Below are 19,184 nucleotides of genomic sequence, written 5' to 3' on the forward strand. Positions count from 1 at the left end.
TGTTTTTATTATTATTTGCTTAATTAGTTCGGGCGTAACTTTGCCTTAAATGCGGGTACAAAGTTACATTAAAATGCTGATTTACGAGAAGTTTACGAATTGTTTTTTGAGTAAAACACTCAACTTTCGATTCACTTCGTTAACATTTCACTTGATAATCCAAGTAAGATGTGTTTTCAGCTTAAAAGTTCAGTGGAGTAGCTGTACAAGCGTTCGGGGCGCGGATGCGCATCGCACTTGACAGGGTAGGGGCTATGCGGGTAATATTGACAGGAACCCGTATGGTTTCGGGTTTTATACCACCACCCAGGAAGATGAGTGGAGCAGGCACATCTGCATGACGTACTACGCGGCTATCTGTGACATTTTCTTCCACGATAGTCCAGCCGGGCAACACGTCTATCAGCAGGTCACCGGAACGTTTACGATGGAAACCGTTGCGTGCCAGTTCAATCTGGGGCGACCAGGGGCCTAATAATAAGCGATGGGCGGAATAAGCCTCATTCACTCCGCTGAACTGTATCAGGAAGTCGGCGGATTTATTTTGTATCTCCGCTAAATTCAGTTGCTTATTCTCTATTAACTTATGGTTAAGATAAATCTGCTGGTTATAGTAGGTTTCTACGTATTGTCCTTCGCCATACGTAGCCATGAGATACATATTCAGCAAGGTAGCGCAGCGGTTCAGGTAGAATTCCCCGCCCGGGATGCGGTACAGGCCCAGGTCCGGTGCTTCCGGGTCGGCATATCCCGTAGATGCAATGCAGAAAATGACATTGTGCAAGCCTACTTTGCGGTCGATGAGGTCGAGTAGGGAGCCGATACTGCGGTCCAGGCGTACATAAGTATCCTGCATTTCCATGGCACACTCCTGTGTGCTCTTATGGTTGTAGTTTCCTGCGTAATAAGTCAGTGCCAGCAAGTCCGGTATCTCATCTTTGGCAATCGTACTCTTTTCCAGGAGTTCCTCTGTGAGTAAGTTTACCTCATCATTGATGAAGGGACTGGTAATCAGCCGGCGGAATTTATTGATCCGTTCGCTGTCGAACTTATATTTAAAGGGTTGATCCCGCCATTCGGGTAGGAACGTATATCTATTTATAGGATGTATCGGTTCCCACACCATATCGCGGATGCGAAAATCGGGTGATTGCCGTTCATTGTATTGGCTCACCCACCATGGGAATTCGCTGTAATATGTAGTACTGCACCACTTACCAGTGTTTTCATTCAACCAGAACGCACCGTTTCCGGAGTGTCCGGCGGCAAGGATAGCTGCATCGCGCGAGGGGGCAATGGCATATACCATACCTTTGTTGCGGGTAGCTACTTTCAGTTCATCGGCAATGGTGGAAGTCAGTAATTGGGAAGGAGAGGAGCTCTCGTCGGTGAAGTTTCCCATAAAAGCGGGGTCGTCCACACAGTTCATCGGGCGCAATGTATTGGCATTCATCCATTGCTGGGAGATGATGCCGTTCATTGAGGGTGTCGTACCGCTGTAAATGGCGGCAATGGCAGAGGCGCGGTCTGTTCCGCTGAAGGGAAACTCGGTTTGATAGAAAACCTTGCCTTCGCGCATCAGTCTTTTGAACCCTTTTTCTCCGTATAGGGAAGAGAATGCTTCCATGTAGTCGGTGCGCAGCTGGTCAATCGTCAACGTTACCACTAATTTAGGAGTGGCAGGCAGCGGTTGAGCTTGCAGACCAGTAAAAGTTAATGCGAGTATGGAAGTTATCAGTCCCTTTTTCATTTATCTCTTTTTCGATGTCAAAATAAGATTGCTTGCTGAACGTACCAGCAAACAAAGTGCCAAAGGTAATACAGCTAAGTCAAATCTTTGCGGTATTATCGCCCAAAGCAGTATAAAAAGTGTTAAAACGATGAAATTAAGTACCATGTACCGACTTTTCTGCCGTTTTCTCACCTTATTTATCATCCACGGGAGGCAAAATAGGTGCAACGGGTGGAATACAAACAGTAAATAATTGGGGCTTACTGCCGGGTGTTGGGAAAACAAGGCCAGGAAAGCAAGGATACATCCAGCTATTCCGGCACAGAAGAACAAGATTAAATCCAGTCCCCAGAGGGTTTTCTGGCGTCGGATACCGTAGATGGTGGCGGCAGTTACCAGGATGAACAGCAGCAAGGCCGATTGCATCGGGGTAATACCACCGGAGCGGTGGTCGGCAGCTGTCAGTCCGGTTTCCACTATTTTCTCTTCAGAGGATACCAGCGGGCGTGCTTTTCCTTCTTTGTCTATGATTTGGGCTGTATTGAAGTACTCCTGTACATAGAAGGGGACGAACATCATCAGTCTCCGGTTGATAGGCTTGTCAGCTTCGCTACCCATACACATATCCATGCCAAAACGTGACCAAGGATGCCCCTCGCTGTATTTATGCAGTAAATCACGGAAAGAAACTCCCGTGTCATTGTCGGTCATATTGTCAGCATATTGCAGAGAGCCGTCGATGGCTTTCTCTATTTGGTCGCGCGGTCGGGTGGCGCAGTTGTCGTAGAAGAAGTTGTAACGATACTCACGGTTTTCCGGGCGATAGTTTTCCTGAAGCAGATTAAACAAATGTTCCTTTTCGTCCGGAGTAAGGTTCAGTGTTTGTTGCCATACGTCCCGCCCCAGGTAGTTGTATTCGGCTACAAAGTGCTCGTAATTGGTAGCTCCTAACTGGTAGTCCGTCTCTCCTAAAGCGAAGCGGAGAATGAAGTTGGGAGCATTGAAATTGAACATGCCATAGTTGAAAACAGCGTCGATATTCCGGGTAAAGTTTTCGTAGCGGATGGCAGTATGCCCGAAAAGAGAATATATTTCTCCACCCGAGGCGCAGGTCAGCAGGCTGATGCGGATCGAGTCGGCACGTTGTGCTTTCATGTTGAAAGCACAAAAAACTCCTAAAATCAGTAGAAGGATCGTTCGTTTCATTTCGGTGCAAAGATAAGCAAACTAAGAGCAGAATAAAATGAATTTATTTATTTTTTATATTGAAGTGCCGTTAATCTTGGGGGACTGTAGATTTCCCTTCATTTTCTTAGTAAAGATAATATAATCCATTCTCCTTACAAAATGCTCGGAATTAAAGATGATTAACGGTGAAACTTTGCTTTATTGTTTACAGTTTGCTACATTTGTGCGACTTCTTCTCAGCCCACCCTAAAGAACGATTTCGGTTATCGCTATGTCGATGAGCATTTTGAGAAAGACAGGACTACTGATTATTAACTTGTTAAACTAAAATGCTGGAAACTAAAATCGTTTACTATGTTTATCCCTTTGACCATCACCATCTTCAGTGGTGCATTGTCCCCTTCCTGTTTAGAGGGGCAGCGCTACGTTTCCGAGCGGCTTCAGCAGTCCACTCGAAAGCTGATGAACCTGCCCGGCTCGCTGGACGGGCTGACAGATCAGTTGAAGGAGATATTGTCCGACTGGCAGGTTGACTTACCGGTTCCCTCTTTTCTTTTTCTTTCCTCTACGTCCCCTTTTTCCGACTTTGATGCCACAGCTGTTCTCTGCCGCTTGCGGGTAGAAGAGATGGAGTATGTAGCCACGGTGTCTTATGGTGGGCAACAATCCACTCCCCGTTATTATTTTTATAAAACTCTTCTTCAGGCCGAAGCCCGGTGGCTGAATCTGTTGCTGAAAGATCGAATCAGTCGGATGAACTGTGACCATGCTGCACGTCTGCTGTTGTGTGAAGTGCTCGAAGAGGTGTATTGCACCGGAGTTGCAGTGGACGATGCCTGTCGGCGGGGAGTCTCCTCCGAACTGTGCGGGCAACTGAAAGGGGCATTGGCCTCGCTCTACCTGACGCTGACTATCGACTTCGGCTACTTATTGCAGCCAACTGATTTTATGGATTACCGATACCTGCTCAACGATGCTCGCTACTTTCACCCCATTCGGGAGTCGGAAGTGCGGAAGTATGACATTCTGCAAGCGGGAAATCAGGTGAAATGCCTTCTCAGCGCAGGAATCACAGCAGAACATGAATGTACTGCCATGCAACTTTACAATAAACTGGTGGGCTTGCTTGCCGGTCTGGAGCAACCTCCGCATAGCGATGCTCGTTTGTGGCAAGGCGTGGCAGCACTCGAGAACTTTCTTTTCTTTCTGCTCAGCGGTCTTCCACTCCATGAGAAGAATCTTTATGGGGTGCTGATTGATCAGGCGTGGATGAGCGATTGTCTGAACGATCTTTGTTTCCAGCAATATGCCGGACACTTGCACTACAATGAAGGGCGTGGTGCTTCCCATTGGATTATCCGCAAACAGAAGGAGCGGTGCCTCACCTTCCTCAGCCTGCTGATAACGCACGATATGAGTCTTCCGCGTCAGTTGCGCAGCTATCTGCTCCGCCAGCAGGAACTCTATGAGGAGAACTATTCACGGGCCTTCATCTCCATACAACCCAGCGAAAGACTTTCTTTCATTCCTTCACGTCCGCTTGGGGCGAAGCTTCCGGATGAGGGCGAGATACATGCTTTCCTGGCCTTCCTTTATCGTGTGACGGATGGCAATGGTGCTTATCTGGTGACTCCTGAACATGTACAGTGGTTGGAAGATGCTTTTCTCTTGTTTTTGCAGAGCGGTCAGATTGCAATGATTCACCGGAACAAGGTGAAAGTCCTGCGGAACTATATCGGGGTGCTTTACGGTCTTTTCTTTCATTATCAGCAGCGTAGAGGAGGATGGGATAAACAGGCGTATGCTGCTTTCCTTGCATCTATTTTCGATGTGGATGTGCAGCCCGAGAATCTGATAAGTAACAGTAAAAGGTATATAGAAACCTACGAGAAGTTTGCCGAAAAAGAGAAACTTCGCCTCACCTCTTGATGATTCGTTGACGAAACTGTCTCGTCAACGAATTTTTTTTCTAAGAATTTGTATGAAAGAGATGTCCATTTATGCAGAACTGCGGAATTAATTCTTTTCCTGATGGGTTATGAGGGAAAGTTGACAAGGGAACAAGTTGACAAGGGGACAAGGTTCCATGCGGCATAGAAGCATTGCGCAGCCCCTTGTTCCCTTGTCAACTTGTCCCCTTGTCAACTTCCTTTCTTTTCCATATATAAACCTTTGACGAGCATTCTCGTCAAGCTCACGTCAATTTAAACTCTTTTTCCTTTGCCACCAGACAAACGGAAAAAGAATATGAAACAGAATCCATTATTTACAGAAAAACTGGAGCAGGTACATGATAACCTGCTCGGCCTGGCACGCTTGTTGGAACGTGCCAACGTGACTCCCCGTCCACAGATTGCCAAAGACTGGGTAGACGGGCAAGAGGTGATGGCTGCGCTGCACATCAGCCAACGCACCTTGCAGAACTTACGCGATAACGGTACACTGGGATACACCACCCTGGGCAAGAAGTATTTCTATCGCATCCGTGAAATTGACGACCTGCTGCAAAACAATTATGTAATGTATAAACTCAGTGCACTGGGCAAGCAGGAGAAGAGCCCGGCTACTGATAATGGGAAAGGAGGCAGCAGATGAATCGCTTCAGTTTTTTCCTGGCTCCCGTCAGCAACGTGGTGCCCCACAAGACGGTGGAGCTGCATCAGATCTACAACGTCATCCGCGGCGATTATTATCGTCAGCCTACTGAGGAATTGCAGCGCCTCCGCCGTCTGTTGCAGGAAGAAAAAATCACTCAGAGGGATGTGCAACGCTTCAAAGCCCGCCATTTCGACTATGCCACTTTCAGTGGAGAGTTCACCCGCAGGCGCGATGATGCCCTGCTGGCCCATAGCGGACTGATTTGCCTTGACTTTGACCACATAAACCAGTGGCACGATGGCGGACGCCTGAGCGGTGTCTATGGCTTGCGCTATGCCCTGATGCACGATGCTTCGGTAGATACCGCCCTGCTTTTCCGCAGTCCCGGTGGAGACGGCCTGAAGTGGGTGGTGCCCATCGACCTGGCACAAGGCACACATACCGACTGGTTTGAAATCCTATCTTTCTACATATCCCGAAACTATGGTGTGGAACCCGATCCTTCGGGACGTGACCTCTCGCGTGCCTGCTATCTGCCTTGGGACCCGGACGTGGTGATGATAAAATAGTTACGAGCTACATAAATCAAAAATCAAAAATCATAAATCTTAAAATGTCAAAACAAAAATTCCACTTAAACGAGTGGCAGCCCAACGCTGCCCTCACTCTTTGTGACGAAATAGAAATCGTCACATCCCGCATCGAACTGGCTGGCACGGATATAGCTCCTACTTATAACGACTGGCGTGATCTCGGCTTCGCGCTTGCCCAAGGTCTGGGTGAGGGCGGACGTACCTTCTACCATCGCCTGAGCCGTTTCTACAGTAGCTATCAACCTGCCGAAACCGAGAAACAGTACACCGCCTGCCTGCATTCCCGCGGGCGGGGCATCACGGTGAATACCTTTTTCCACCTGGCACGGCAAGCAGGAGTGGACATCAATACCCAGCAGTTGCCAAATTGCCAAAATGCCAAGTTGCCGAAAGCTTCTCCGGTGGCACCGGGTAGCGGGGAACTGCCTCCGTCCGATGCCCCTCATGTAAACCCGCAAACAGAGAGGCTTACTGCACATACTGCTACCGCCACCGCTACGTCTGCTGATGCTGAACTCCCGGTCTTTCCCGATGAGGTATACGCTTCGTTGCCCCGCCTGCTGGATGATGTCTGCTCTTACGGCATCTCGCCCGAAGACAGTGACATGCTCTTGCTGGGGGCTCTCACCGCTCTTTCCTCCTGCCTGACGCAAGTATCCGGCATCTATGGACAGCGACAGGTTTGTCCCAACCTGTTTCTCTTTGTCAGCGCACAAGCCTCGGCGGGTAAGGGGCGGTTGACGCTGTGCCGTCATCTGGTAGATGTGGTGCATGCCGATCTGCGTCGTCGTAACCGGCAGGAGTGGGAGGAGTATCGGCGCGAGAAGTCGCTCTATGAAAAAAATAAAAGACAAGGGGGAGGCGACGAACCGCAACAGCCGCCTGTCAGGATGCTTTTCATTCCGGCAAACAGCAGTGCCACGGCTCTTTTCCAGACGCTGAATGACAATGAAGGTCAAGCTCTGATGTTCGAGACGGAAGGTGACACGCTGACTACCACGTTCCGCAGCGAACATGGCAATTACAGCGATGGGTTGCGCAAGGCTTTCCATCACGAGCCTATCACTTATAATCGTCGTAAGGACCGTGAGTATGTGGAGATAACGATGCCCCGCCTTTCGGTGCTGCTCAGTGGAACACCGCGCCAGGTAGGAGCACTGATTCCTGATCCCGAGAACGGGCTTTTCTCCCGCTTCCTGTTCTATAACCTTCCCTTGCGACCGGTGTGGAATGATGTTTTTGCCGGGAATGATGATGATACGCTCGACAGTCGTTTCCTGCGTTTGGGAGGTCGTTTTTTTCAGTTTTATACTCGTTTGCTGAAGGACGGGCCTTTGCGCTTCACGCTCACGGTGGAGCAGCAGGTGGAGTTTAACCGTTTTTTCGGCAATCTGCAGGAGCAGGGCTTGCAGTGCAAAGGTCCGGATATGCTTGCTTCCGTGCGTCGTCTGGGGCTGACGGCTTACCGCATCTGCATGGTGTTCTCGGCCTTGCGCCTGATGGATTATGAAGGAGATGCCCCACTGCCGGCTACTCTTTGTTGTCGTGATGATGATTTCCATACCACCCTTCTGATGATACAGGTGTTACTGCGTCATACAGAGGCGGCTTATGAAAGTTTACAGGCCGAGGCGTCGCATACGTCGCATCCGGCCTCCGTATCTCAGGGAAGTGCAAGTGAGAAGCGTCGGCAGGCCTTGTTGCAAATGTTGCCCCCTGAGTTCGACCGCACACTCTATCAGGATAAGGCGCGTGAAGCAGGTATTCCCACTCGTACGGCCGACCGTTACCTAATTGAGTTGTGCAATCAGGGGCGGTTGGAAAAAGAGGGGCATGGGCTGTATAAGGTTAAGACAATGATATAAAATTAGTTCGTTCCAATAGGGTTATGAATTAAATGGGTACGCGGACGACACGGATAAGGCGGACGAACGCGAATTTAAAAAGCTGCGCTATACTATTATAAATGATAAATTAAAGTCCGCGTTCGTCCGCCTTATCCGTGTCGTCCGCGTATCTATTTATTCATTTCTTTTTCGATATGAGTACTTTTGCTTCTTCTTTTCCCCCTGTCATCTCCGTACCATCTCCGTGTCTATGACTACGGACTTGGTACGGAGTTGGTATGGACTTGACACGGAGATGGTAAGAACTTGGTATATAAAAATAAAATCCTTACATTTGCATTAGAATACTTTTGTCTTGAAGTGATAATGCTATGAAAGAGCTTCTCTTGCAAGCCGTGCTCGATGCCGGCACCTGCGACATCACGCCGCCAGCCCTCTGTCGATGGCTGATCGCTCTTACGGGTGGTCCGACTGAAGGTGCAACGGGCCATACACGGAAGTTTTATCATACACCCTGTCCCGATGTACTGGAGATATGGTTTCAAGATACATTGTCCCAACAGGCAGAAAACGTAATTTGTTACAGTCGCATTTCCTTCCGTCCGCTTCTTCCTGCTTCTGCTGCCACTTCCTCCACCGTTACGGATTGCCGGATCGCCGTGGAGGTGCTTCCTCCCGAGCAAATATACATAGACGCCCCTTTGTCGGAAATGGGATTGGTGGGAGCTTCACCCCGTTTGGTAGCCATAGACGGGTGGGTGGTGCAGCATGGTTCACTCAGTCGCGGACTAATGGGAAGTTTGAACCGTGCGTATGCCGTACTTACTCCCGCTTTGGCTGTCCGGCTGGGAGTCTCTTTCCGTACGGAACGGCAGATGATGGCTTCGACCGGCCCTTACGATGTTTTGCGTCAGGAGGTGGAACGGTTGCTGGCACTTTGCTTCCCCGGAGGCGGTGAGGTGGAGGGTTGCCCCCTTCATGTATCGCTCCGACTGAATGAAGTGCCTGCCGATTGCCTGCTGAATATGAATGCCGACCATCGCTTGTTACGGTTCGGCTCATCGGGAGAGGGGAATGCTCCCCGCAGTACTTTTCCTCTTTATGGTGGCCGCCAACCGGGACGATACCGTTATCTCAACATCACGATGCTCTATCCACGGGGAGAACTGGAGACTGCCCGTCGGCTTTTCCTGCTTTTTGCTCCGACTGCCTCCCTGATGGCAGTGGAACCTGTGGGAGATGTGGACAGATGGGTGCCTTATGATGTGGACGATCATGCCATCGACACATTGACACAGGCACTTTATCAGCAGTCGGGGATGGATGCGCCCGACGTCGGACGGCTTTATTGTCTGCTCACACCTTCGGGCAGTGCTGCCGGTCCGCTGCTGCGGCAGCAACTTTCAGTCCGGCTTCGTAAGCTGGTTCGTTCTTTGGGGGCATTCTATTGGGGGCCAGTTCCGCTGCATGCCATTGGGAGTGAGGCTTTCAGCAGACACTTGCCTACGGTAGCCTCGCGTTTGCTGGTACAGATGGGTGGTGTACCCTGGGTGCCCCGGTGCTTTGCTTCGCAGAATACTGACCTCATTGTCGGATGTTCACACTCTCGCCTTTCGCAGAGCTTTGAGGCTTTCTGCGCGGCGACGTTCTATAATGATCCTTTGCAGTTCTGTCATTGCGATCTCTGCAAGCCTGCCGAACGATTCTCATTGTTCTTTCCGGAATACTTCAAGGTGGCTTACGGACGGTTTTGTACCGCCCATGACAACCGTCCGCCTGAACGCCTGGTGATTTATTGCCATCACGACTTTCCTGTAGAACCGCTGGCTTCTTTTGTGGCGTGGATGGGGAAGTCCCCGGCGGCTGTGCCGGTGGTATGGGTACGGGTGCGGCGCACGTCGGGTGCCCAGCTTCGGCATTATGCCCCTGACGCAACGGGAGGTATGCCTCCTGCGGGTACTTGCTTGCGCCTGGATGATGATACTTTTCTTCTTTTTTGCCGGGACTTTGTTCCTTCTCCCGGTTCTCGTGGTGGTTTCTATCCTTATCCGCTCGAAGTCAATCTGAAGCGCTTGTGTCCGGATGGGCAGTTGCTTTCACTGCCCCCGGAGGAGGTGGAGGGAGTGCTGGTGCAGGTTTGCCAGTTAGTCTGGGCCAATCCGGAGTGTGTGGATGGTAATCCCTTGCCGCTGGTGCTGTCGCATACCGACCGTCTGGTGCGTCATCACTGCCAGGAGTGGCGGGTGGAGATGGCGGACCGGAATGTCATCCGGGAGGAGTTTGGCAATTTGGCATTTTGACGGTTTGGCAATAGGATGCGAGCTGACTATTGATTCGTTTCTGTAGGGTTTTGAGGGAAAGTTGACGAGTTAACAAGTTGACAAGGGGACAAGGTTCCATGCGGCACAGAAGCATTGCGCAGCCCCTTGTTCCCTTGTCAACTCGTCAACTGGTTTCCTTCCTTTCTTTCCCGAAACGAATCCCTTTTGATGCGCTTGCTCTGAAATGGTATTCGTAGCTATATACGCAAACCAATGCAAACCGACGCAAAAATCACACGTTTCAGAAATCCCCCTTCTTCCCGCTTTACCTTTGTAACAACTGAATGACAGATGCGCTTGCATTGCCGTGCTGCTGCAGAAGTATTGTGTTTGCCTGCTGCTGCCTGTCCGTTTCAGCTTTAAGACTTGGACGCATTGTCCGGTCATGATCCCTAAAAATATGACAATTATGGGAGAAATCAAACAAGGAATCCTCGGAGGATTCAGTGGAAAAGTGGGTACCGTGATAGGTAGCACCTGGAAAGACGTGAGTTATATGCGTGCAATGGCCATCAGTGTCAGCAATCCACGTACCCCGAAACAACAAACACAACGCGGCAAGTTTGCCATGAGCTTGAATTTTCTGCGTTCCATTACCCCTTACGTTCGCGAAGGGTACAAGACTTATGCTTTGAAGTGTACGCCTTTCAATGCGGCGATGTCCTACAATTTGCGCTATGCTATCGGCGGGTCTGCACCCGATCTTACCATTAATTACGGGCATGCGTTGGTGGCTCGTGGCAGCCTGATGCCTGTCTTCAACGCCTCGGCTTCCGTGGAGGATGGCAAGCTGACTCTGAAATGGAAGGATAACAGCAAGATGGGCGATGCCCTGGCTGACGACATGGCTATGCCGTTGGTCTACAACAAGGCTCGCGGGGAGGCTGTCTATAGTCTCGATGCTGCCGCCCGTGCCGATGCTACTGCCGAACTGGATTTACCAGATAACTGGGCTGACGATGCACTGGCCGTCTATCTTGCTTTCCGCAGTGCGGACGGTACCCGTGTGACCAACAGCATCTGTCTGAAGAATGACGCTTACGAAGGTGGCGGTTCCGAAGGCGGCGGTGGCAGTCAGGGTGGTGACGGTGGTATCGAAGATGATCCGCTGGGATAGGGTCTAAAGCCGGAGGCTTTAAAAATTAAAGAATTAAGAATTAAAGGCTGCGCAGCTATTAATCACTAATCATTAATCACTAATCACTAATTACATGAGAACAATCAACTATATCGTGGTGCATTGCAGCGCCACCCGCGAGGACCGTCCTTTTACGGTAGAGGCTCTCCGTGCCGTGCATCTCAGCCGTGGTTTCAGTGACATCGGTTACCATTACTACATCCGTCGTGATGGTACGGTGGTGAAGACTCGGACGCTGGCTCTTGTAGGGGCGCATGTGAAGGGATACAATAAGTATAGTATTGGCATTTGCTATGAAGGCGGGCTGGATGCCCAGGGTTGCCCGAAGGACACCCGTACGCCGGAACAGCGTGCTGCCTTGCGATTGCTGGTACATCAACTGTTGCGTCGTTTCCATGGCGAAGTGCGCGTCTGCGGTCATCGCGATCTCAGTCCGGACAGGAATGGAGACGGGGTGGTGGAGCCGGAGGAGTGGGTGAAGGTATGCCCGTGCTTCGAAGTGGCTACGGAATTGTGATAAACTTAAAAGCCTGCCGGATCTGTAAACCGGAGGCTTGTAAACTAACAAACTCAAAAACTCAAAAGTATGAAGATCAATAAATCAGTTTGGGATATGATCCTGAAAGTCGTCATCGCTGTAGCTTCGGCAATAGCCGGGGTGGTAGGGGCGAATGCAATGAATTAGTAAACACTATCTCAATTCTCCTCCTCCGAGGAGGGGAGTTGAGATAGTACTTTTTTTATTATTCAATTAATCCATTCACAACAGATAATCATTATGAGAAATATTATATTTATTCTATTATTAGCACTGGGCACCCTCGCCCATGCAGAAGGAGGGCAGGAACTGCAACAGTTCTATACGCCCAACACATATGCCTTTGCCCGCTACGGCGACCTGCCCGTGGACTACAGCACCGGTCTTCCGCAAATCAACCTTCCGCTGACTTCCATCAGCGACCGCGACATCAAGGTGGACGTTTCACTAAGCTACTATGCATCAGGTATCAAAGTAGACCAGGAAGCCTCGTGGGTAGGGCTGGGATGGAGCCTGAATGCAGGCGGCATGATTACTTGCCAGCTTCGGGGAGCACCCGACGAGATGGATGCCAAGACAGGAAAAATGCGCCGTGTGAATCTGCGCTTTAAAAATGATCATGTGGAAACCATAGACCAATACATCAAAGCCGAAAGGAGCAACTGGGTGGGTGCGACCGACTTGAGACCTAACAGTTTCGACCCTGCACCGGATATCTTCTTTTTCAATTTCTGCGGAAGAACCGGAAAGTTTTACCTGGATGAAAACGGAAAAGGGCGCATGATCAATCAGGATGACTGTATCATAGAGTTCCAGCCGGACGGCACTTTCAAGATTACGGATGAAAAAGGGGTGGTATATCTTTTTAAGGATAAAGAATATGCTTATTACGGTGCGATAAGGGATAATTGTACTTCCGGATGGTATCTCTCCTCGATCACCAGCCCTGCCGGAGGCAGCATCACTTTCACTTATGTAAGTGGCGGCACATTAGGAATGAGTGTCATCCACCGCATTGATGATTCCTGCTATATGACCCTCAACAAAGATCTTAATACGCATGAGATTCCCCCCAGCTACCTGAGGCCTGCCATTGTAGATAATTCCAATGAAGGGATAACCGGACTTGTGGTCAGCCGCATCACTGCTTCTTCGGGAGCACACATTGACTTTACGTGCAGCAGCGAGAACCGTAAGGATGCCCACAGCATACGGGGGAGCATGCTCGAGAGTGTTACTTCCTATAATTCGGCAAACGACATTTATAAGAAGTACAAGCTGTTCTATGGCTACTTTGAACCGGATGAAAGGCATAAAATAGCCGCTTCATACTACCAATATCTGAACTATCGCCTGCGTTTGGAGAAAGTACAGGAACTTCCGTCTACAGGCACATCGGTACTTCCTCCCTATCGTTTTTCATATTATGGAGACGGTGGTTCCAAGACGGATAATATGTATGCATTGCCTTACCGGATGTCGCCTTGCCAGGACCACTGGGGATACTATAATTATACGGATAACAAGACCATTTTTGCGAATAACGCGGCAAATGAACCTTTCTACATTGACCCGTGGTTCAGAGAATTGTCCAACAGTTATGAACTGGCAGGCATAAAGGGTTATAAAATATCAAATGGCGCTAATCGTGAAATGGATACCGAGGCTGTCAAGGCTTGTACCTTGAAGAGGATCATGTATCCCACAGGCGGTTATACGGACTTTGACTTTGAAACGCACGATACCAACTATACATTAGGGAAAATCGGCATAGGAGGTTTGCGCGTCAAGAAGATAACGGACAATGATGAGAATGGCAATCAGAAAATCCGTAATTACGAGTATCCTTATTATTCATGGGGAGACAGCAAGTATCATTTAGCGGAGAATTTATATCATGTCTGGTATCATCAGATGCTTGATTCGAGCACTAATCTGGGGCGATGCAGGGACTATCTGGCTGGTTATGGAGTTCCTACCGACCTCATTGATTCACCTGATATCCTGCAAATCACGTCTTTCCCTGCCCTGACGCTGGGTGTGGAAGGTGACTTCATGTACCCCAATGTGACGGAATACATAAGCGGGCAGGGACGCACGGAGTATACCTATACTTATGAAACGAACCATGAACCTTATATCCGGCCGGGGGATGGCATCTCGGCTCCCGACTGGTTCCGCTCTTCTTACATTTACATAAATTCGGGCGGGGTAATCCCTTCCACGATTTTGGGGGGCACGGCTACTTCTTACACTTTCCCTTTCATGACGGACGTCGATCTGGGCTGGATGCGCGGGCAGTTAACAAAACGTGAAGTCTATACTGAGAGCAATCAGCTGACTGAGGCAGACTATATGACTTATGGGGAGTGCCTGTTGGGCGTGGAACCCGGAGCTAAGGCGGTACAATTTAATGATTATGAGTTCCTCTTTGCCCGGGACTACCTGACCACCGGACGCTCACGGTTGACGAAGGAGACTCATGAGGTTTATGGCGACAAGGGAGGCGTTTTGCGCACGACGAAAGAATATACGTATGCCTCGGATTATCATAAACTGGTGTCGGAAGTGAAGAAAACGGCAAGCGATGGCAGCGAGATTGTGACGAAGTATTATTATCCGCACGACTACAGTTCTGCTGCCAATGCAGCCCTTCAGACAATGAAGGATAAGCACATCCTCCTTCCGGTAGATGTACGCTCGTACAAAGGCGGCCGCCTGGTATCGGGTGAGCAGACCAGGTACAATGTATACGGTCAGCCGGAGATTGCTTACCGTGCGGAAACCACGGCTAAGGATATTGATTTCAACAAGGATACCCCTTTCACATTCACAGCCTACCTGTGGCGCACGTATGATGCCAACCGGCTGCTTGTATCCGAGAAAACACGTGAGAATGGCCTGAAGTATACTTACTTGTGGTCGTACGGCAACCAATATCCTGTAGCACGGATAGAAGGTGCCGAATACAGCGAGGTGACTGGCTGGTTGAGCAGTACTTCAGTCGGATTGCCAAACACGCTGACCCGCCCTTCGGATGTTGAGAGCCGGCTGACTTCCATTCGAAATGCCCTTGCTTCTAAAGACGTATTGGTCACCACCTATACTTATCTGCCGCAAGTGGGCATGACGGGTATGACGGATGCCAACGGTAAAACTACCAGCTACGCATATGATAACTACCGGAGGCTGTCTCTGGTAAAGAACCATGAGAGCAAGGCTGTGATGCAGTATAAATATAATCTTTACGACTAACCCTAAAAAGAAACAATACGTATGAAACGATTTAGTATATTCCTATTATTCCTGATAGTCGGTTGTGCCCTGAATGCACAGGATGACTACCGGAACTACGTGCTCAGTCGCACGATGCTGAATGGGACAGGAACGTCCTATCTGGACAATATCACTTATTACGATGGGCTGGGACGTCCTTTCCAGACGGTACAGAAAGCGGTATCCGGCGATAAATCTTTGAACAAGAACCTTGTTACCCTGCAGGAATATGATGCTGCCGGACGCGAATGGAACAGTTGGCTGCCTACCTTTGCCGGTTCTTCCGATTATCTTGCTCCTGCCAGTATCAAGAGCAGTGCGCCTGGAAATTACGACAATGACAGCCGGCCTTACAGCCAGCCGGTTTATGAAGCTTCGCCGCTGAACCGCCTTACGGCACAATATGGTCCGGGAGTTGCCTGGTACAATGCCGGGCGCTCGGTAAAGACGGAGTATCTGCTGAATACGAATGCTTCTCCATTGAAGTGTATCAAGTATGGTGTAAACTCTACGGGAGGGCTGACCGGTGATCCTACTACTTTCTATACTTCAGGTGAACTTTCTGTAGTGAAGACTACAGATGAAGACCTGAACGTAAGCTATTCTTTCACCGACAAACAGGGACACACAGTGCTTACCCGCCAGATGAACAACAGCGAGGAACATGACACCTATTATATATACAATGATAAAGGTAATCTTTGCTTTGTGCTTCAGCCCAAATATCAGGAGTCGGTGGATCTTGGCAAGTATGCTTTCCAGTACGAATATGACGCTTGCGGACGTTGTACGAAGAAGAAATTACCCGGAGCTGATTTTGTGGAATACACATACAACGCTGCGGACCAGCTGGTCTTCTCCCAGGATGGCAACCAGCGGGTGCAGGCTACCAAGAAATGGACTTATTATCTGTATGATAAGTTCGGTCGCCTCACCGAACAAGGGGAATGCACGAACAAGAGTGCTACTTCGAGTCCGGTGGTGTATATTCATAATTATTATGATGGATATGGGTTTATAAACGGAACAGGCTTTACTGATTCCAACTATAAACTTACAGAAGCTCAGAAAGCTTATGGCAAGGGCTATCAGACCGGTAGTGTCATCAGTATATTCGGTGACAGCAAGAAGATATATTTGATGTATCAATATGACATTCAGGGACGTGTAGTGAAGACTGTACAAAACAACTTGCTGGATGGGCTGGATGTGACTGAAACAACTTATACCTTCAGTAGCAATCCACAGACAGTGGTTCATAAAAACACATATAAGGAGAATGGGACACAAAAGTCTATTACCGAAACTTACACTTATACTTATGATTATGCTGACCGAATCAGTAAAGTGGAACATAAGTTGAACGATACCAAAGTTGTGCTTAGTGAGAATACTTATAATAAATTGGGCCAGTTGGTAAATAAATCCTTGCATGGTGCTTCGGCTGACATAATGGGATACGCATATAACATTCGGAGCTGGCTGACCCGCATTGAAAGTCCTAACCTTATTTTAAAGTTGAATTATGGTTATTCTGCCGGTGGAGGAAATATTGCTTCAATGTTTTGGAAAAGCGGTGAGGAAGGCCGACAGAAATACACATTTACCTATGACGGACTGGGACGCATGTTAAATGCCGACCATTTGATTCTGGGCCAGCAAGATGACGACGATGACGACTGGGGAGTGACAACCAAGCTTATGAGTACTCGAACCGGAAGGCAAATAGAAGAGACGCCTCTTGCCAGAGAAAACGCTTTCACGGAAAGAGTGAAGAAATATGATAAGAATGGAAATATCCTGGAACTGGTACGTTACGGACAGACCGGAGCTAACTCTTACGGCGTGATTGATAACCTTACAATGACGTTGACCGGTAATCAACTGAACCGTGTGGATGATGCCTCTACAGCTTCTGCTTATGGTGGTGGATTCGAATTTAAAGATGCTGTGAAACAGGATAATGAATATGCTTATGATGCCAATGGTAATTTAACACAAGATTTAAACAAAGGTATAGAGGATATTCAATACAATTGCTTAAATTTGCCAAGACTGGTAAAGTTTAAGGATCAGAGTACTATTACCTATACTTATGCGGCAGACGGTACAAAGCTCTGCGTGGAACATAAGATAGGAAATAGCACTACCCGGACAACTTACTGCAGTAATGTGATCTATGAAGGTGGTACAGCCAAGTGTTTATTAACGGAAGAAGGTTATGTCTCTTTAGACGACCGGGAATATCACTATTACCTGAAGGACCATCAGGGAAACAACCGGGTACTGGTTAACAAGAATGGTGGTGTAGAAGAAATCAACCATTATTATCCATTCGGAGGTGTCTTTGCAAGTGAAGAGAATGTGCAGCCTTATAAGTATAATGGTAAGGAACTGGATGCAAAGAAGGGGCTGAACTGGTATGATTATGGGGAAAGAATGTATGATGCAGTACTGGGACGTTGGAATAATATAGATCCTATGGCGGAAAAGTATTACTCTATAAGTCCATATGCGTACTGTTCTTCAAATCCTGTAAATGCTATTGATTATCAAGGCAAGCTTGTCATATTTATCAATGGACTTCATAATGGCTTTGAAGGGGCTGATCCTGATTACTGGAAAATGAAAAATCACTCTCCCAATTTCGATCAGGCTGTAATGGATCATTTTAAAGATTGGAATAGTCGGTATTATGATGGCTCTTTGGGAGGGATATTTGGTTTATCTTATAACATGCAAATTTCTACTCGTTTTGATTTTGGATATATTACTGGCTTGCGTGATGTGAAAGATATTATTTCAAAGTTAGCAAGAGATAGTAAAGGGAATATAATCGAAACAATTAAAATTATTTCTCATAGTATGGGAGGTGCTTACGCTAAAGGTTTCTTGAAAGCGGTTATGGAATATATACAAAAGCATCCGGAAGAATGTAATGGAATAAACCTTGCAGAATACGATTTTGCTCCTTATCAACCAGGGTCTCAAACTGCTATAGAAGGGGTGGATACGTATCAGTATTCACATAAGAAAGATAATATAGCGGGAAATACTCCCATTCGGGATGCAAAGCAAATGGACACGTATAGTGATGAAAAGAGAAGGCATTCTATAGAAGACTTTTTTGATTATATAAAGGCTTTGCCGGAAGGCAGTTATAAAATAGAAGATGGCAAGATTGTAAAATTGTAGCTGATTTTCATTAAGTTAGTACTTGTGAAATAAGTGTAATGGATAAATAGCTCTCTTTGGGGATTGTGGATATACTTTCTTGTATATTGATTCTCAAGGGAGCTTTCAAATCTTATAAGTATTTAGAATATGAAAAATGGGTCCTATTTTTTTAGATTATTATTAGTTATATGTATCACACTAATACATATACACTTGAGTTTGTATACAGTAAACAATGGTGGTAACCCAGTAACTCTCGTGATGTTAATTTTGCGTTCAGATACGGATTTTATTTGGATATTTACTGGCTTTTGTGTGCAACTTATAGTAACAGCTTTGGCCGCTTATTTAATTTTGGGTTGGAAGCGGCTTTGGTGTTGGTTTATAATTCTAATTTTGGGATTGTTTACCGTGCTTTATGCACTTGATTATCTGAAATTTTATTATTCATTACTTCCTGATATAGGTCTTTGTAGTATTTATTACAAGATTTATGAATATCCACAAGCTTTTGAGGGTGGAGTATATTATATTTTCTTGCAGTTATCAGCTATATTATTATATGGTTTCTTTGATTTCTTATTGAAAATCAAGGGCAAAAATCATGGGAAATCGGAGGAGAAGTAGTGTTTTCCTTTTTAAGTGAAGATTAAGGGCAAGGAATATAATTATGAAAATTCGAAATGGTAAAAGAACTTTTATCCTTCAGCAAGACATTGTGGCGGATAATAGAAAGGGGCTAACTAACAACTTACTGCAGTAATGTGATCTATGAA

Annotated in this window: 13 protein-coding genes; 11 read left to right on the forward strand and 2 right to left on the reverse strand. The window is 47.7% G+C overall.

Annotated elements, in window-relative coordinates:
- Positions 1-181: 181 nt before the first annotated feature.
- Together DWW10_RS03225 and lnb are read right to left on the reverse strand one after the other, a co-directional pair.
- Entirely contained in the window at positions 182-1,750 is a 1,569-nt protein-coding gene (locus tag DWW10_RS03225) for an alkaline phosphatase family protein (protein ID WP_044534293.1), read from the reverse strand.
- Complete coding sequence (gene lnb, locus DWW10_RS03230; protein WP_409012345.1) at positions 1,751-2,938, reverse strand: lipoprotein N-acyltransferase Lnb; 1,188 nt, start codon at positions 2,936-2,938, stop codon at positions 1,751-1,753.
- A 336-nt stretch (positions 2,939-3,274) separates the two neighbouring features.
- On the opposite strand from lnb, the gene DWW10_RS03235 reads away from it, so the two are divergent.
- The 11 genes from DWW10_RS03235 to DWW10_RS25875 all read left to right on the forward strand — a co-directional run bounded on the left by DWW10_RS03235 (position 3,275) and on the right by DWW10_RS25875 (position 19,035).
- A complete protein-coding gene (locus tag DWW10_RS03235; protein ID WP_118421035.1) occupies positions 3,275-4,849 on the forward strand; it encodes a hypothetical protein in 1,575 nt (524 codons plus the stop codon).
- Positions 4,850-5,167: 318 nt separating this feature from the next.
- A complete protein-coding gene (locus DWW10_RS03240) occupies positions 5,168-5,515 on the forward strand; it encodes a helix-turn-helix domain-containing protein (RefSeq protein ID WP_118222790.1) in 348 nt (115 codons plus the stop codon).
- Complete coding sequence (locus DWW10_RS03245) at positions 5,512-6,087, forward strand: BT4734/BF3469 family protein (RefSeq protein WP_118222791.1); 576 nt, start codon at positions 5,512-5,514, stop codon at positions 6,085-6,087. Before DWW10_RS03240 ends, DWW10_RS03245 begins: the two co-directional genes overlap by 4 nt.
- Entirely contained in the window at positions 6,057-7,976 is a 1,920-nt protein-coding gene (locus DWW10_RS03250; RefSeq protein ID WP_147350452.1) for a DUF3987 domain-containing protein, read from the forward strand. Before DWW10_RS03245 ends, DWW10_RS03250 begins: the two co-directional genes overlap by 31 nt.
- Positions 7,977-8,329: 353 nt before the next feature.
- Complete coding sequence (locus DWW10_RS03255) at positions 8,330-10,258, forward strand: argonaute/piwi family protein (protein ID WP_118420820.1); 1,929 nt, start codon at positions 8,330-8,332, stop codon at positions 10,256-10,258.
- 430 nt (positions 10,259-10,688) lie between these two features.
- Positions 10,689-11,396, forward strand: coding sequence for a DUF6266 family protein (locus DWW10_RS03265; protein WP_118420822.1), 708 nt, complete (start codon positions 10,689-10,691; stop codon positions 11,394-11,396).
- A gap of 94 nt (positions 11,397-11,490) precedes the next feature.
- Positions 11,491-11,934, forward strand: coding sequence for an N-acetylmuramoyl-L-alanine amidase (locus DWW10_RS03270; protein WP_118420823.1), 444 nt, complete (start codon positions 11,491-11,493; stop codon positions 11,932-11,934).
- Positions 11,935-12,009: 75 nt separating this feature from the next.
- Positions 12,010-12,102: a smalltalk protein gene (locus DWW10_RS25955; RefSeq protein ID WP_158580793.1), complete on the forward strand. Its 93-nt coding sequence runs from the start codon at positions 12,010-12,012 to the stop codon at positions 12,100-12,102.
- A 93-nt stretch (positions 12,103-12,195) separates the two neighbouring features.
- Positions 12,196-15,210, forward strand: a complete 3,015-nt coding sequence (locus DWW10_RS03275) for an RHS repeat domain-containing protein (protein ID WP_118420824.1) — start codon at positions 12,196-12,198, stop codon at positions 15,208-15,210.
- Positions 15,211-15,231: 21 nt separating this feature from the next.
- Positions 15,232-18,426 carry a DUF6443 domain-containing protein gene (locus DWW10_RS03280; protein WP_118420825.1) on the forward strand — a complete coding sequence of 1,065 codons (3,195 nt, stop codon included), beginning with the start codon at positions 15,232-15,234 and terminating at the stop codon, positions 18,424-18,426.
- Positions 18,427-18,621: 195 nt separating this feature from the next.
- Positions 18,622-19,035 carry a hypothetical protein gene (locus DWW10_RS25875; protein ID WP_147350454.1) on the forward strand — a complete coding sequence of 138 codons (414 nt, stop codon included), beginning with the start codon at positions 18,622-18,624 and terminating at the stop codon, positions 19,033-19,035.
- Positions 19,036-19,184 lie beyond the last annotated feature (149 nt).

The sequence above is a fragment of the Bacteroides intestinalis genome, from assembly GCF_003464595.1.
Lineage (GTDB): Bacteria > Bacteroidota > Bacteroidia > Bacteroidales > Bacteroidaceae > Bacteroides > Bacteroides intestinalis_A.